Below are 16,184 nucleotides of genomic sequence, written 5' to 3'. Positions count from 1 at the left end.
ATCTCTATTATGACAAGCAAAACAGTTGATAAACCGGAAATACCGATTGAGTTTCAGAATGATAACTTTAGCCGATTGTTTGTGATTTTTTCGAGCGTTCCGGCATCAATGCGCACCTCCTCCCCGTTTTATATTTTATTCCCCCCTATTCAACTTTCAGCTTCTAACGAAGTGGCGGATAATCCGGATAAAAACAAGAAAGCCATACAACAATTCGCGTTCTGTATGGCTTTCTTGGCTTTTGATTGGTTCTGGCCAATCAGATTCAAATTAGAACTTCATTTTGAGGCCGACACCAAATTCGCGCGGTTCGGTGATATAGGCCTGAATTCCGGCTACACGGTCTCTGTTTTTTTCCGTTGGTACACGTTCGTCAAACAAATTCTTCGCATAGCCAAAAATCTCCATATGATCGTTCGGTTTATATGAAATCTGCATATTGGCAATTGCATAAGAACCGACGCGCAAAGCAGGATCGTTATCGTCCGTTGAATAATAATCATCGGTATAACGGACATCGCCGCTCAAGCGCAGATTTTCGATGATGTCCCAATCGGCACCGACATTGAACATGTAACCGGGAGCTTTTGCAAATTTTTTCCCGTCAAAGACATTGCCGCGTGTGTCACCGAATTCACTGGTGTCTGTGTGGAGAAGCCCAAGTCCACCACGCAATAGGAGGTTATCGAGAAGCTGATAATCTGCCCCCAATTCTGCACCATATGTTTTTGCTTCATCGGCATTAACAATGATGGAACCGAATTGTTTGCCGTTCATATAATCGGTAACCGAACGCTGCGAGTCCGTATAACGCGTGTAGAAAATATTCGGCGTAAACGAAAGCTTGCTATCAAGCACTGTGATACGGGAGAAAATTTCATAGTTCCAGGCTTTTTCAGCGTCGAAATTATAATAACGTTTGCCTGAGAAGTTCAAACCTGTACCACCCGGAAGGTAGCCGCGAGATGCCATAACACCGACGGTTATATCGTCACGAATATCATAGGACAGCGAGATCTTCGGCAGTACAGCGTCAAAACTTTCGTCATAAATATGGCGAACACCGGGAACATAGCTTGCAACACCGTCATGTCGGATGCCGTCATATTGATACCGTAGACCACCTGTCAGAGCCCATTTTTCAGCAAAACGGTATGTCAACTCGCTGAAGACACCGACACTATCCTGATCGACGGTAAAGTCAGTCGACGCAAAATCATGTAACATATGGTTGTCGTTGTTGCTTTTTGAATAAAAAACGCCGCCAAGGCCGCTTAGAGTCGTTGTTTCATCACCAAAGTTGACACGGAATTCGTTCGATATATTGTCATAATCTCTTGATGCGGTACCATTGAAGGATCGCCCGAAATTATAATCGTAAGTGCCGTTGGAATATTGCAACTCGTTAAAAAGAATAACCGTGTTTCCAAGATCATATTTCACGTCGAAAACACCGACATCGGTTTTTGTCTGGATGTTGTCTGTGCTATTACGTGTATCATGAAGTTGGTCATAAGGGTGTGAGGCAATCTCGAAAGCCGGACGCCGTGAATCCATGTGTGAATAGGTGAGCTTACCTTCCAATCCCGGTATTTCGGAAGGCTGCCAAAGCAATTTTACACGACCGTTGACATTCCGAGGGTCGTTATCCATTTCCGAATCCAGAAAGTAGGGATTGGTATATTTTATGAAAGTATCACGGCCGCTATAATCAAGGGCGATACGTCCGGCAAGTTCTTTGGTAATCGGCCCTGATGCCATAAGAGAGCCACGTTTTTGTTGTCTGGTGCCATAGAGAGTTTGTATTTCCGCTTCAGGCGTAAATGTCGGATCTTTCGTCTTGATGACAATGGCACCGGCGATCGCGTTTGCCCCTTGTGTTGTGGTCTGCGGGCCGCGGAATACTTCGACGGATTCGACATCCCAAATTGGCGCTGCACCAATTCCGAATTCGCCCGCACTCAGATAGCGGCCGTCAACGCTGATCGTGGCGCGAGGTATAGGATTGGCCAGATAAGCATTGCCTTTAACCAATGGGCCTTTGGCGTCGACACCGCGGATAATCGGCGCATCGCTGTCGTTCGTATAAAGTACGTTCGGTGTACCCTTTAAAAGATCTGTCAGCGTTGTCACCGCCGGTCTTTCGGCAACTGTTTCGCTGCTAAGCACACTGACCGAACTGGCAGTATGCTGAAGCGAGCGGAGTGATTTTTCACCGCTGATGACGACCTTTTGCAATACAGTTGTGTTGGACTGATCTTGTTTTTGTTCATTGCCATCCTCAGCGAAAGCACAGGGAATTGCAGACGATACCAGTATAACCCCGCAAAAAAGTTGGTAATGGGCTGACGATAGAAGAAACCTAGTTTTCGATAACACTTTTGACATCGGATGGAACCTTTTTAGGCAAACAAAGAAAATATGACTTTATTACTCATGATATAAACTAAGTCAACATTAATTTTATATAGTGAAATAAATTATCCCTATTTGGTTTTTGCCCAGTTTCTAACCTCGCTTAAAGTGTAGTGCGCACTCTTGAAGCTGGGGGTGAAAACTTTCGATCCATCGAGATAAATGACACGTCCTTCACGTGCCGGCTTCATATAATTTTCCCATCCCGGAACCAGTTTGTTCAAAGCTTCGCGTGTGGCTTCAGCACTTTTATCAGGTGCTCCCCAATTAATGATAACGACGAGAATATCCGGATCGAGCGAGCCGAATGCTTCGGCGCTGATTGGCAGCACAATTTTGGGAGAACCATCCGAATGCGTTTTATCTTTCGATACCTCGAACGGTTTCATGCCGAGATCATTAAGTGGCTGGGAAACGCCGATTCCTTCACCCACAATATTGATCTGATCCATAATGATAACGGGTAGATAGGTTTTGTTTTCCAGACTTTCCGGCAATTGTTTTTTGGTTTCTTCAACATCTTGCTGGTAATCGGTTTTCAATGCTTGAAAAGCATTTTCCTTACCGAAGAGTTTCGCAAGATTTTCTTCGATCGCAAAATTGTCCAGATGTCCGGTTGTGTAATGCTGCATATAGACCGGAGCAACCGAAGATAGCTGCTTGAGCTTGTCAACGTCGAACTCGGTGCCGATAATAAGATCAGGCTTCATCGCGTAAAGCTTTTCAAGATCAACTTGACGATTATTTCCTATGCCTTGGGGTTTCTTCTGGTCGGGTCCGAACAGAATATCAATGAAGTCCGCACCGACTTGATAAGTACCATCATCAGCACGACCAAAACTACCGATGGGATTAACGCCCAGTTCAATCATCGGAACACCGATGGCCGGCTCGCTCATCACCACCACCCTATCCGGCTTGTCGGGAATATCGACGGTTCGCCCCATCGTATCAACAACTTCCCGCGCCTCCGTGTTGCAAAGTATTGTCAATGGAAGAGCAAGCATGAAAATAAAAAAGGATAAGATACGCATGAGATATTTCCCTATTTGTGAAAATATTGCCGGAGAGTTCTAAGTCGCAAAACCACGATGAATAACGGAACGCCCAGAATGGTGGTCGTTAGCCCCAGAGGCATTGAAATCGTGGTTGCGTTTTTGGAAATAATATCGGCGCCGATGATAAGATTGGCGCCGACAAGGCCAGAAAGATAAAGTCGGCCGCTGCCATTTGCCCCTGTCAAAAATTGGGCAAGTTGGGGGGCAAGAATACCGAGAAAAGCAAGTGGGCCAACAATTGTCACCGAAGCGGCACTCAAGAGCACCGCGAATAGAAGTAACAATGGACGAGAAACAATAACCGGTTCGCCGAGCGCCAACGCCAATTCATTTCCCAAATCATAACGGTTAAGCGAATGACCGGCTATCAGCATTGCAACTAGGCTGAACAGGAATAAGGGGATAAATGCCGTAACACTCAGCCAGTTTGCCTGAAAAAGCGACCCCGCCATCCAGCTTGATGCATTATAAGAAGCTTCGGTAGGCAGGTAGAGAATAAGAAAAGAGTTGACCGATGCCAAGACTGTGGCAACGGCAATTCCCATTAACAGAATGACCAAACCTCCCGCATGACGGTTACCGACCAGAACAATCAGCAGTATTGCTGTTCCCAAACCTCCGGCCAGTGAAGCAAATGCGATTAGTACGCGCGAGGCTGCGGGGACAAAAGCCAGTAACAAAATGGTCGTTGTCAGCGATCCATGGCTGATGCCGAACAATCCGGGATCTGCCAAAGGATTGCGCGCAATCGGTTGTAGTATAGCGCCTGACACAGCGACACACCAACCAATCAGGAAAGCCAATGCCAAACGTGGCAATCTCACATCCCATAGTGCAAAATAGGATTGCTGTTCGATCTCCTCTCCTCTCATCAACCTCCAGAAGTCATGAAGGCCAGTGTCAATCGTACCAAGGTTCAACGATATGAGAAAGAGAATGAATATCGAAATTATGAGAAACAATCCGGTAACGAGATTGCGTAGGATAAGCTCTTTACCGTTAAAAAAGCGGATTGATAACCGCCCGTCAAGCGTGCGTGACATCATCATATATCTCTCCTGTTTTGGGGAGAAACATAGAATTTCCGAATCAAAAGGATGAAAACTATGCCACCGAATAAATCCAGAATAATGCCGGTATTGACGACATAAGGCTGAAACGCATTTTGCGAAACACTGCTTGCCAACAGGCATAATATAGCACCTATCAATGCCGATGCCGGTAATGTCAGCCGGAAATCCTGCCCAACAAGCGATTTGACCATATGGGGAACGATAAGACCTATGAAACTGATTGGTCCACACACAGCCGTTGCCGAACAAGATGCAACAATCGCACATGCCATTGCAAAACGTGAAATTGCTACCGTTCTTACCCCCATAGAGGAGGCTTTCTCGTTACCAAGAAGAATAAGCGTAAGCGGCTTCGATAGTAGAAAAACAAAAAACAGTGCGATCAGACCAATCCACCAGAATTCGTAAAGGCGATCAATATAGGCATGGTTGATATTACCGGCTATCCAGGAAAGAAATTCGCTCCTTCTATCTGCATAAGAAAGCAGAAGTGCATTGCTTAAACCGATGAGCAGCATAGTTGTGAGCGAACCTGATAAAATGAGCATAAGTCCGGTTGTTTTTTCGCTGACACCCGCGATCCTTGCAATAGTGGTACAAAGCAGAAAACCAAAAAGTCCGCCAAGTAGCGCAGCGCTCCCCTGCTCTGCTAAATTCGCCTCGAATATCAGAGCACTTCCGACGACAAAAAGTGTCGCACCGGCGTTGACACCGAGTGATGACGCAGAAGCAAGGGGATTGCGTATGAGCCCTTGAAATACCAGTCCGGAGCTAGCCATGATGAGACCGGCATAAATCGCAATCATTGCGCGTGGAAAGCGTTGATAAAGAATGGATGCCTGTTCATAGCTTTCCGGCTTTCTCGAAATCAGAACGCGAAAAACTTCGGAAGGAGATGAAAAAGTTCCGCCCCACGCGATGCTGAGATAGAAAACAACAAGAAATATGATGATGCAGCTCAACCAGAATTTGGAAAAATACATCTTATTCTTCCATATGATGAACGGATTGGGCTGAATCGGGATAAGGCTGGCAAATAATATGCCCGTTATGGATAAATAATTCTGCCGGAATGCCGAAGACCTGCTGCAAATTCGTCTCGGTTACGACTTCCTGCGTTCGCCCGTGAGCGTGAATTTTACCTGCTTTCAGCATAACAACATAATCGGCAAAATAGGTAGCCAGATTGATGTCGTGCAGAACAACAATGATTGTTTTTTTGAGTTCGCAACTCAAGTCACGAACGAGTTTCAAAATGGCATATTGATATTTGACATCGAGATGGTTAACCGGTTCATCAAGCAAAATCATATCGGTCTTTTGTGCGAGAACCAAAGCAAGCCAGGCTCTTTGTTTTTGCCCGCCAGAGAGTGAATTAACAGGCAAATGTGCTTTGTCTCCGAGCCCTACAATTTCAAGAACCTCATGAAAATATTGACGATCTTCGTCAGAAGGTCCTGAAAATAGAGAATTTCTGGCATAAGATGAAAGTTCGATAAGTTGCCCTAATGTCAAATAATCGGGACAATAGCTCTCTTGAGGAAGATAAGAAACGAGCTGGGCAAGTTTTTTGCGATGAAAAGACCGAATATCCCGACCGTCCAATGTGATAGAGCCTCTTTGCAAATCGAGAAACCCCATAATTGTTTTGAGAAGGGTGGATTTGCCGCAACCATTTTGTCCGATAAGGGCGGTCACCTCGCCGGGAACGAAATTGACGGAAATATCATGCAAGATCGTCAACTTGCCATATCCGGCTTTTACATTCTGCAAATCCAGTTTCATAGCACCCTCGATTTAATTTTAGGGCTTAAACTATATAAAAATAATCAAGTTTGCAATCTCAAAAAAATAAGGGATTTTGCATCATCCCGATATACCCCAGCCGACCTTTGCAGAAAAATCGGGTGAACTTTTCATCAATTATTTTAAGCAATCAATTAAATGATGAGAATAATAAATATGATAGAGAAAACGAATTTTATTTATTTTATAAATTCTCTATTATTTATAATTTCATTCAAAAATAAATCTTTCCATTTAAAACGACGTTCAATTGGAAATTTATGTCATTTTATATATAAAAATAATGTCGAATTCAATATTACAAGATTGTTTCAATAGACAATTATTTTCAATAAAAATTATTTATAAAATCGATATTATCCGGAACCGGTTTGATAAAAAAATTGTCTTTTCCGGTTTCTGACCGGAATGATTTCGCAGGACTGACGGTAAATCAATTGACAATCAATTTTTAAAACCGTTGGCAAGGGACTCGCGCAGAGAGCCGGAACCTCGCCAACCATTTATCTTCAAATGTACTTTTATTTTGCGTCGACTTCAAATGTCAGACCATGATAGGCCGGTTCGACGTTGTCCGGGGTGTATTTCATCACTTCATCATAATCCAGAGGAATATGCATATGTGTCAGAATAACCCGTTTCGCATTGAGCTTTTTGCCCCATTCAACTGCCTGATCGACAGAAAAATGGCTCGGATGGGGGCGATATTGCAGTGCGCCGATAATAAGAACGTCAAGGTTTTCCAGATATGGAGGTGTTTTCGTCGGAAATTCGTTCACATCGGTACAATAAGCCACATTATCCAGCCGGAAACCGAGGGAATGAATATCCCCATGAATTTGCAAAACCGGCATTAAGGTGATTGACCCACCCTTCCCGTCTATTGTGAATTTTTCATAAGGTGTGATTTTTTTCCGATTCAATATCGGCGGATAATTTGAACCTTCAGGCGTCTTGAAACAATAACCGAAAGCTTCGTTCAACCTTTGAAATGTTTCATCGTCTGCATAAATATCCATCAACCTATGTTGACTTATTGCATAGGTTCTTAAATCATCAATGCCGTGGATGTGATCGGCATGGGGATGGGTATAAACAACAGACGTTATTTCACGAACCCCCTGCTCGATCATTTGCGATCGGAAATCCGGACCGGTATCAACGACGATTGTTGTTCGTTCGCCATTGCCATTGATACGTTCAATCAATATTGAAGCGCGATACCGATAGTTTTTCGGATTATCGGGGTTGCAAGCCCCCCAATCACCGTTAGCGCGGGGAACACCCGGCGAGGAGCCGCAACCAAGTATTGTAAACTTGTAGCGATCTTGCATAAATCCTGTCCTATTTCATCTTCGAGAAAACACGAAATGCATTTTCCGTTGTATGCTTGGCCACCTTTTCAAATGGAACGCCAAGGACTTCTGCCAATACTAACGCAGTCTGTTTGACAAAGGAAGGTTCATTTGTCTTGCCCCTGAACGGAACAGGTGCAAGATAGGGTGAATCTGTCTCGACCAGAACGCGATCAACGGGCACCGTTTTTGCAATATTTCTTACATTTTCGGCACTTTTGAACGTTAATATGCCGGAAAACGAAATATATCCGCCAATTTCGAGAGCTGTCTTTGCCAACTCTTCGCCCGATGAAAAACTATGAAGAATGAAAGAAAACTTTCCTTTTTTCATTTCTTCGACGAGAATATCGCTCGTATCAATATCGGCATCGCGCGTATGGATAACCAGTGGCAAACCGCTTTCGCGAGCCGCGACAATATGTTCATGAAAATTACGTTTTTGTTCCTGAGGAGTCGCGTCATCATAATGATAATCGAGCCCCACCTCGCCTATCGCAACAACTTTCGGATTCTTTGCATATTGTAGAAGTTTTTCGGCAGTTGTGTCATTCTCTTCATGCGAGGAACTGGGGTGGGTTCCAACCGAACAATAAACGTCATCGAACCGTCGGGTAATATCGAGCAACTTCTCCATATCGCGAACAAGTGTGGAAATAGTCACCATACGTTTGACATCGGCTTGATGGGCGCGCTCGACGACCGCGTCCAGTTCATTGCTGAAAGTCTCGAAATCCAGATGACAATGTGTATCGACAAGCATGCTCAGTCTTCATCTTCCGTAGGAATATAACGAGGGAAAACCGGTTCAGGCGTAGGCAATTTTGTGTCAGGCATGATCTTTTTATTGACAATATCATCCAGCATACGTTCATTTTGATCGATTGCCAGCAAATCAAGCAATTTTGCCGCTGATTGCGGGATAAAGGGGCAAAGCATAATGCCAACGCGCCTCAACACTTCAACAGTCACATATAGAACAGTCGAAAACCGCTCCGGATCTGTCTTCTTCAGCGCCCAAGGTTCTTCTGTCGCGAAATAACGGTTTGCGTCCGAAATTACTGAAAAAATAGCCGATAATGCCAAATGGGGAGCCTGTCTATCCATGGTTTCACGAGCAGTTTGAAGCGCATTGCGGCATTTTTCCAAAAGCTCGTTATCCTGATCGAGATACTTGCCCGGCTTCGGTACGAGACCGCCGCAATTTTTCATAATCATTGAAAGCGAGCGTTGCGCGAGATTACCGAGATCATTGGCAAGATCCGCATTTGTCCGATTGACGATTGCATCGTGGCTATAGCTTCCGTCCTGCCCGAATGGAACTTCTCGCAGAAAGAAATAGCGCACCTGATCGAGGCCGTAATGTTCGACCATTTTGAACGGATCAATAACATTTCCTACCGACTTCGACATTTTTTCACCGCGGTTCAACAAAAAACCGTGTGCAAAAACGCGTTTGGGCAAGGCGATACCGGCAGACATCAAAAATGCAGGCCAATAAATTGCATGGAACCGGATAATATCCTTTCCGATGACATGGACATTTGCCGGCCAAAAATCCGATCTCGGTGTATTTTTCTTCGGAAAACCGGTGGCAGTCAGATAGTTGGTCAATGCATCGACCCAAACATACATGACGTGTTTGGGATTGCCCGGAACAGGTATCCCCCAATCGAATGTCGTACGCGATATTGAAAGGTCTTTCAGGCCTGATTTCACAAAGCTAATGATCTCGTTGCGACGTTCGTTAGGCCCGATGAAGTCGGGATTTTTTTCATAAAAATCCAATAATCTGTCTTCATATTTGGAAAGGCGGAAAAAATAGCTTTCTTCTTCATTCCATTCCACTGGCGAACCGACTTCTTTTTCCCGCCGGATTCCATCTTCCCCTACTTCAGTATCGCTCTCGTCATAGTAAGCTTCCTGACGCACAGAATACCAGCCGGAATAGCGATCAAGATAAATGTCGCCATTGTCTTCCATCATTTTCCAGATCGCCTGACAGGCCTCGTAATGGCGTTTTTCAGTGGTGCGAATAAAGTCATCATTCGACACATTCAGCGTCTTCAACATTTTTTGAAAAACAGCACTGTTAATGTCGGCCAATTCCAGTGGCGTTAACCCCTGTTTTTCGGCAGTCTGCTGCATTTTCAATCCATGTTCATCGGTGCCGGAGAGAAAAAAAACATCTTTACCATTGGCCCGCTGGAAACGTGCCATCGCATCTGTTGCGATAGCGTTATAGGCATGGCCGATATGGGGATTACCATTCGGATAAAAAATCGGTGTCGTTATATAATATTTTTCACGCATAGGATACCCAACTATATCAATATCAGCTTTCAACCTGACATAGCGGTAGTTGAAGCAGTTGTCACGGAAAAACCAACTATTCAGGTATTTTCCGCAATCAATTTATGAAGTTTATAAAGAACATTAATCACAAATTGTTTTTTATCGAGGTTAAATGCTTCCGTTTGCGCAACCTCTTCAGCAATATTTTTCCAAGCTTCAGCGTAGCGATTGCTCAAAGCAGAACGCCCGTCAATTGCTGCTCGCATCGCCTTTCCTGATACGATATTAAGAAGATTATCACAAAATTGGTGAAACTGTATGATAGCGTCGCGACCGGACAAAGCTTGTGCAATTGTCTGCGCTTTGACGACATCAAAAACGGGTTGATTCAAGATTTCTCTTTGTACACGGATAATTTCCATCCCGCCATAACAAACCAATAAAGCCGCTTTGCGCACACTCCCTTCGGACTCGCTGATAATTGCATCCAATTCCGCCGGTTTCGGCAATTGATTTGCCAACACGTGATGAAGCGCTTTTTGCATATTATCATAATCGAGCGGGCGAAATTTGACGAGATGACAACGTGAGCGAATTGTGGGCAATAAACGCCCCGAAGAATGTGAGACCAAAATAAAAAGCGTTTTCTGAGGCGGCTCTTCAAGAGTTTTTAAAATACCGTTGGCGGCTGCTCTGTTCATGTCATCGGCTGTGTCAATGATGACAATGCGCCAGCCTCCATTATAGGAAGTCTGTGCCAGAAAACGGTTGATTTCTCTAATATCGTCAATGGTTATACCCGTATTGAAGCGTTCGGTTTTATTATCGAATCGCCTTGATATATGGGTAACTGAAGGATGGCTGCCTTGTGCAATTTGGCGCCAGACCGGTGATGTTTCATCAGGTGACTTGAACTCGCCCGAAGACGATACCAGAATATTCCAGGCCAGATGATAGGCCAGCGTTGCTTTCCCGATACCAAGTGGCCCCTCGAACAATAGTGCATGGTGCAGGCGTCCGTCTTCAAGCATTCGGGTAATTGACGAGATGACATCCTCATGACCAAAAATACAGGTATTTTGTGCAGGACGGATAACGCCATCAATATCATCATATTGGCGCGGCGTCTCAATTTCCTGCATCATTTTTCCTTTTCAGAAAATTTAAAGTAATTTGTTCGATGTCCTTGGCAATTTCGTCAATATTACGGTTTGCGTTAATAACACGACAACGTTCCGGTTCAGCTGCTGCTATTTCAAGAAATGCTTGCCTACGCGCTTCCTGAACTGCCAGATCGTCTTTTTCAAACCGGTCGACTGTTACCGTTTTTTCCCGACGTTTATCCGCTCTTGCCATTCCGATTTTCGCCGGTAAATCCAATATGAATGTAATATCCGGCATATAACCGACAATGGCTGTTTTTTCGAGCAGCTCAAGCTTACAGCGATTATTGTCCTTTTCATCACCCTGATATACGCGGGTCGAATCAATAAAACGGTCGCACAATACGATTTTTCCCTGTTTCAAGGCCGGTGCAATCACTTCATTAATATGGTCGATGCGCGCTGCAGCAAAAAGCACAGCTTCAAAACACCTTCCCATCTTTTGAGCATTCCCTGAAAGGAGAACATACCTTATCGCCTCGCTGCCCGTCGTACCACCGGGTTCGCGAGTGACAACAACTTCATAACCTTTTTGTTTAAGAAATTCTCCCACTATATTGATTTGAGTGGATTTTCCAGCACCCTCCCCGCCCTCGAATGTGAAAAAATAACCACTCACAATAACATCCCGATTTCATAAACAACGATTAAAGATATTTTCTTAACCAACCTAATGTCAGTTCATATAAAGCATCTTTGGCTTTTCCGACAAGTCCTGTCTCGGCGACTTCATCAGCGGTAAAGACCGGCTTTTCCAATAAAACGGTTTTATCAGCCAATATTTGCAGTTTTCCAACTTCCACGTCGGCTTTTACAGGAGCATCCAACGGACCATGATAGATAATTTTTGCAGATATAACAGACTTCTTCTCGACATTCATCAGAATATCGACAGGCTCCTTGACTAACAGCGGTACCAGCGGTTTTTTACCTCCGAATACATGTGCATATCCGACAATGACATCTTTCGGAAAAACCTGCTTGAATTCAAATGCAGTCATTCCCCAGTTGAAGAGCTTTGCTGCTTCCGCCGGTCTGTCTTTTTCTTTTTTAATACCATTCAAAACCAGAAACAGTTGTCGATTATTGTTTTGAATAACGGCAGAGGTCGAAAATCCGGAACTTTCGCTGAACGCATTCGCAAACCCTTCGGCTCCGATATTCAAAGCAAAAAGCGGATTTTTGTTACGTTGGGTAATTTTGCTCCAACTTATTTCCGGTTCCGAATAAATCTTGAAATATTTTGGATAACTATGCGCAATATGACGTGACAAGCGGATAACATCACTCACATTTGTATATTGCCCATTTTCCGGCAAGCCCGTTGCATTGACAAAATGACTCGAATTAAGCCCCAATTCTTTGGCGCGTTCATTCATCAAATCAGCAAATTTTTCTTCACTTCCCGAAATGCCTTCGGCTAAAGCAATTGCTGCGTCATTGCCGTTGACGATAATCATACCGCGCAAAAGATCAAGCACACTTATGTCACTATTAACCGGCGCAAACATTGTATTTGTACGCGACGGTGCTCCCCCTGTTCGCCAGGCATTGACGCTGATGTGGAAAAGTTGGTCCTCACGTAATGCTCCACTTTCAAGCAAATGAAACACAACTTCGGCCGTCATCAATTTCGCAAGGGAAGCCGGTTCAAATCTGGTTCGGGGACTTTTCTGGTATAATATCGAGCCGGTCTCGCCATCAACCATAATCGCTTGCGTGGCAGTAATCTGGAAATTTTGAGCAAATGACTGCGTTGCTATAGAACCAAACAAAAAGGATCCAAACAAATAGATGATGACTGCGCGCATAAATCGTCTCCGTGGTTTGTTTTCAGCACAAACCAACGGTTCACTCAAGTATCTAATGTTCACTACCGATGCTGAAAGCTTCGCTCACACCTGTCGCCCATGCAAGTTCCAATGCCCGATCAGCTTTTTTGCCACTATTTTCGGCCACATCACTCATAGACTTTGCAGGGTTCCCGACATTCTCATCATCAATCGTTTTATGGGTCGGGTCGTTCATCTCGCCTTTCATAACCGGCTTTGCCGTTTTTGCCGAAGCGCCGGTTTTGGAAGGCATGATATTTCCTGAAGGCTTATCATTGCCTGCGGAATTCAGAACACTGTTGAAAACCTCCTGTCGTGAATTGGTCGAGGTTTCATCAGCAAATGCCAACAGTTGCGAATTATCCGGTTTGAATGCCGGAAGAGGACCTATTTCTGGCAATTCCGGATAAGTTACACGCATAATTTCCGGCCTGTACGTGCTTTGAACGGATAAAGGCGCAAAGCCTTCCATCGCCTGTGTAGCACTGTCGGCAACCGGTGAATTCAAATTTACGCCCGCCATTGCAAGCAATGTATCCGGTGTAATATTGCCAGGCTTATAGGAAGCCATCAGAAATTCATTATCATTTCCTTCAATCGGCGCCCTTCCGACATATTCCACTTTCACATCTGCCAAACCGTCATCTTTATAATCAAGCATCGTTGCAGCCTGTTTTGACAAATCAATCACCCGATCGGCCGCGAAAGGTCCTCTATCATTGACACGGACAATGAGAGAAGCTCCATTTTCCAAATTTGTTACCCGCGCATAGCTTGGTAAAGGCATTGTCGGATGGGCAGCGGTGAGATTGTGCATATCGTAAATTTCACCATTTGCCGTCAAACGGCCATTGAACGCCGCACCATACCAGGAAGCACGCCCGACCTTTTTATAGGCCCTTTCGGATGGAGAAAGATAGGCAACCTCCCCTATTTCCTTGATCTTGTTATGGATTCCGTTCTCTCGTTCTGCAGTTTTCTTGAAACGGGCAATTGCCGGCTTTGTCGCAGGTATAACCGAATAGGCTTTGACTTGTTCGCTTCCGGTCTTCGTTGGTGCTGTAGCCGCTATATCTTTTGCATGATTGGCACAAGCCGCAAGCATCATTGTAGATATTGAAACAACAATTCCGCGAACAAATACAACGCCTTTTTTCTGTGCGTTCTTTCTAGCTTCTGACAACATCAATTACACCGTCCTGTTATGCCACCGGTGACGAAGCAAAATCGGAAGATGTTATTTTGAATGAACAACACCCGTTTTTGACTTCGCCGCCTTGGCGGAAACGTTTTCTGTTGTCCGATTAACACATCTTTAATAATTGTTTAAGAAGCGTATACGCAAGTTCGCCTTGTTTATTAAAACATCGTTAACGCGGCTCAATCGTCAGTCGACGTTGGTATCATTTGACCGCCTTCATGATTGACGAGAGCCACCGGAAATAATGGCTCTGGAAAAAGCGGATTGTCGTAAGCCGAGCAGATTGTCGTAAGAAATGAAACGGTCTTGTCAGTAACCATTAAAAATCAGGTAGGCACACTGAAGCTTTGACTGCCGACAACTTTAATCGCAGACAATGCGGAACGCGACAATAACAGGAGGAGTTTGTTGTTGGGAAAGTGGTGAGCGCGCAGGGATTCGAACCCTGGACCTACTGATTAAAAGTCAGTTGCTCTACCGGCTGAGCTACGCGCTCTTTCATGAAGGTGATTACCTGATGAAAGTGGGCGGAACATACGGGCGAGATCGCTTCAGGTCAACACCTTTTAGCAAAAAATTTTTTTCGTTTTGAAAAAATCTTTAGTTTTGGCAATCCCATCGGCGTTATCAGGGCAAAATACCGGCGTTCGGCTATTATTGCTTGCAATTCCTCTCAAACAGCATTTTAAAAAATGTGTTCTGCTTTACAAAAAAGATAAATGAAAGCCTCACATTCTTTGGGTGGAACAAAATGATTGCTTATTCATTTGTCTCTTAAATGTTTCGCCAGATATAAAAATTGCCGGTCTCCCGGTATTCTGCCTTTTCGGCTTCGATATTATGTCCATGTCTTTGTAACATAGAAAATAGCTGTCGGGTCGATCGCGAATCGTTATGTGGAAAGGATTTCCATCAGAACTATGAACAAGTGGAATGCGGCGCCTTATACCGATTCGTCATAAAAGATGACGCCGTTACGCTTGAAATGGGGGATTAAATGGGATTACAAGGCAAAATCGTTTTTTAGAATTTTAGGAGCTTGGTATGTCGCTTCCGGATAAAGCTTTTCCCGTAAGCTGGGATCAATTTCACAGGGATGCCCGCGCTTTGGCTTGGCGCATTGCAGACCAGAAAAAAGAATGGCGTTCGATGGTCGCTATCACACGCGGAGGACTGGTTCCCGCTGCAATTATTTGTCGTGAATTGGGTATCCGGCTTATCGAAACCGTGTGTATTGCCTCTTATCACGATTATCGCCACCAGTCGGAAATGGAAATTCTTAAAGGGATTAGCGACAATGTCAGAGTGAATGATGGTGAAGGCGTTCTGGTTGTAGATGATCTCACCGATACCGGAAAAACTGCTCAAATCGTTCGCAGTATGATTCCGAAAGCACATTTCGCAACAGTGTATGCAAAGCCGAAAGGGCGGGCTTTAATAGACACATTCGTTACAGAAGTCAGCCAAGACACCTGGATCTATTTCCCGTGGGATATGGGATATGCATTTCAAAAACCGATTGCAGATTCACATGCCGGTTGATGGTTTAATTTGTGAATCGATTGATTTCACTCTTTAATCCGGTTTTCGTTTATCCCCAATCCGGATAATAGGAATTAAAAAACAGGCTCCATGATGGTCGACATTCTGGAGCCTTTTTATTTATCTTGCAGACACAGGAATCCGATTCGCTATAGCAGATTTTCCGGTTATCGAATTCATGACGTATGAACCGGATTATTAAAAAACGATAATAAGAGATTGTTTTACCATACTAATAACATATTTTCCAATCGTCGGCGCAGCATTTCTTCATTGCAGCGGTTTGGCTGGAACGACGAGGTCAGCGTTTCGCTGCTCAGGATGACAGAACTTTGAGGCTTTGAGGCTTTGAGGCTTTGAGACTTTGAGACTTTGAGACTTTGAGACTTTGAGACTTTGAGACTTTGAGACTTTGAGACTTTGAGACTTTGAGACTTTGACTCT

At 44.4% G+C, this 16,184-nt stretch carries 14 protein-coding genes and 1 tRNA gene; 1 reads left to right on the top strand and 14 read right to left on the bottom strand.

The genetic code is table 11. From position 1 onward, the window contains the following. Positions 1 to 270: 270 nt before the first annotated feature. From GQS64_RS07145 to GQS64_RS07080, 14 genes are all read right to left on the bottom strand, one after another. On the bottom strand, positions 271 to 2,388 hold the full coding sequence (locus GQS64_RS07145; protein WP_198231110.1) for a TonB-dependent receptor: 2,118 nt from the start codon (positions 2,386 to 2,388) through the stop codon (positions 271 to 273). 98 nt (positions 2,389 to 2,486) lie between these two features. After that, positions 2,487 to 3,449 carry an ABC transporter substrate-binding protein gene (locus GQS64_RS07140; protein WP_198231109.1) on the bottom strand — a complete coding sequence of 321 codons (963 nt, stop codon included), beginning with the start codon at positions 3,447 to 3,449 and terminating at the stop codon, positions 2,487 to 2,489. A gap of 11 nt (positions 3,450 to 3,460) precedes the next feature. Further along, complete coding sequence (locus GQS64_RS07135) at positions 3,461 to 4,522, bottom strand: FecCD family ABC transporter permease (protein WP_369805235.1); 1,062 nt, start codon at positions 4,520 to 4,522, stop codon at positions 3,461 to 3,463. Beyond that, positions 4,519 to 5,529: a FecCD family ABC transporter permease gene (locus tag GQS64_RS07130; RefSeq protein ID WP_198231108.1), complete on the bottom strand. Its 1,011-nt coding sequence runs from the start codon at positions 5,527 to 5,529 to the stop codon at positions 4,519 to 4,521. The genes GQS64_RS07135 and GQS64_RS07130 overlap by 4 nt, the downstream gene beginning before the upstream one ends. A gap of 1 nt (position 5,530) precedes the next feature. Next, complete coding sequence (locus GQS64_RS07125) at positions 5,531 to 6,331, bottom strand: ABC transporter ATP-binding protein (RefSeq protein ID WP_198231107.1); 801 nt, start codon at positions 6,329 to 6,331, stop codon at positions 5,531 to 5,533. A gap of 542 nt (positions 6,332 to 6,873) precedes the next feature. Next, positions 6,874 to 7,686, bottom strand: a complete 813-nt coding sequence (locus GQS64_RS07120; RefSeq protein WP_198231106.1) for an MBL fold metallo-hydrolase — start codon at positions 7,684 to 7,686, stop codon at positions 6,874 to 6,876. A 10-nt stretch (positions 7,687 to 7,696) separates the two neighbouring features. After that, entirely contained in the window at positions 7,697 to 8,470 is a 774-nt protein-coding gene (locus GQS64_RS07115) for a TatD family hydrolase (protein ID WP_198231105.1), read from the bottom strand. 2 nt (positions 8,471 to 8,472) lie between these two features. Beyond that, positions 8,473 to 10,020 (bottom strand): methionine--tRNA ligase, encoded by a 1,548-nt coding sequence (gene metG, locus GQS64_RS07110; protein WP_198231104.1) that lies wholly within the window; start codon positions 10,018 to 10,020, stop codon positions 8,473 to 8,475. An 80-nt stretch (positions 10,021 to 10,100) separates the two neighbouring features. Continuing rightward, positions 10,101 to 11,147, bottom strand: coding sequence for a DNA polymerase III subunit delta' (locus GQS64_RS07105; RefSeq protein ID WP_369805233.1), 1,047 nt, complete (start codon positions 11,145 to 11,147; stop codon positions 10,101 to 10,103). After that, the gene (gene tmk / locus GQS64_RS07100) at positions 11,131 to 11,784 is read right to left on the bottom strand and encodes a dTMP kinase (protein WP_077992169.1); all 654 of its coding nucleotides are present in this window, start codon (positions 11,782 to 11,784) and stop codon (positions 11,131 to 11,133) included. Before tmk ends, GQS64_RS07105 begins: the two co-directional genes overlap by 17 nt. A 28-nt stretch (positions 11,785 to 11,812) precedes the next feature. Continuing rightward, positions 11,813 to 12,976: a D-alanyl-D-alanine carboxypeptidase family protein gene (locus GQS64_RS07095; RefSeq protein ID WP_198231103.1), complete on the bottom strand. Its 1,164-nt coding sequence runs from the start codon at positions 12,974 to 12,976 to the stop codon at positions 11,813 to 11,815. A gap of 52 nt (positions 12,977 to 13,028) precedes the next feature. Beyond that, complete coding sequence (locus GQS64_RS07090) at positions 13,029 to 14,183, bottom strand: septal ring lytic transglycosylase RlpA family protein (RefSeq protein ID WP_198231102.1); 1,155 nt, start codon at positions 14,181 to 14,183, stop codon at positions 13,029 to 13,031. A gap of 194 nt (positions 14,184 to 14,377) precedes the next feature. After that, the gene (locus tag GQS64_RS07085) at positions 14,378 to 14,518 is read right to left on the bottom strand and encodes a hypothetical protein (protein WP_198231101.1); all 141 of its coding nucleotides are present in this window, start codon (positions 14,516 to 14,518) and stop codon (positions 14,378 to 14,380) included. Between the two features lie 100 nt (positions 14,519 to 14,618). Next, positions 14,619 to 14,694, bottom strand: a tRNA-Lys gene (locus GQS64_RS07080). 548 nt (positions 14,695 to 15,242) lie between these two features. Here GQS64_RS07080 and gpt point away from each other — a divergent pair. Then, positions 15,243 to 15,740: a xanthine phosphoribosyltransferase gene (gene gpt / locus GQS64_RS07075; RefSeq protein WP_077992167.1), complete on the top strand. Its 498-nt coding sequence runs from the start codon at positions 15,243 to 15,245 to the stop codon at positions 15,738 to 15,740. Positions 15,741 to 16,184 lie beyond the last annotated feature (444 nt).

Origin of the sequence: Bartonella sp. P0282, from assembly GCF_048452985.1 — a bacterium.
Lineage (GTDB): Bacteria > Pseudomonadota > Alphaproteobacteria > Rhizobiales > Rhizobiaceae > Bartonella > Bartonella choladocola.
This window is presented reverse-complemented; position numbering and strand designations above follow the sequence as displayed.